The sequence below is a fragment of the Arthrobacter sp. JCM 19049 genome, from assembly GCF_001310435.1.
Map to the genome: position 1 here is coordinate 1 of NZ_BAXF01000888.1, position 613 is coordinate 613.

Sequence of the window (613 nt, forward strand, 5' to 3'; positions counted from 1 at the left end):
CCCGCACCCACGGTGGGGCGGTCTCCAGCACCGTGGCCTACGACCTGCCCGCGCGCTACCAGAACGATTCGCGCGACGATGAGAAGGCGCAGATCGCCCGGGCGGCGGCGGCGATGGTGCGCCCGGACATGGTGGTTGGGCTTTCGGGCGGGACCACCACCAAGCGATCGCCCACGAGCTGGGGATGCGCCAGGACCTGATCGGGGAGCCGGGGCGCATCACCCTGACGGTGGTGACCAACGCCGTGAACATTGCCGGGCTGCTGGCGGTGCGCCCGCACATCCGGGTGATGGTCACCGGCGGGGTGCTCAATGCCCGCTCCTATGAACTGGTCGGGCCGATGGCGCAGGCGGCGCTGGGCAAGATCACCATGGATTTGTGCTTCGTCGGGGTCAACGGGCTGGACCCGCGGCTGGGGCCGATGGTCTCGGATGAGATGGAGGCGGCGGTCAACGAGCTGATGGTCGCCCAGTCCCGGGACAGCTACCTGGTGCTGGACTCCTCCAAGGTGGGCACCCGCTCCTTTGTCATCCTGGACACCGCGAACCTCACCGGCATGATCACCGATCGGCAGCTGGATGCCGGCCAGCTTGCGGCCCTGGATGCGGCCGGG

General features: G+C 69.2%; 1 protein-coding gene and 1 pseudogene. Both read left to right on the plus strand.

Annotated features, from left to right (window positions below; translation table 11 throughout):
- Positions 1-200: pseudogene (locus tag JCM19049_RS16935) on the plus strand (hypothetical protein); the annotation flags it as partial.
- On the plus strand, positions 185-613 hold a 429-nt coding region (locus JCM19049_RS16940; RefSeq protein ID WP_374700352.1), incomplete at its 3' end, for a DeoR/GlpR family DNA-binding transcription regulator. The pseudogene JCM19049_RS16935 and the gene JCM19049_RS16940, both read left to right, overlap by 16 nt.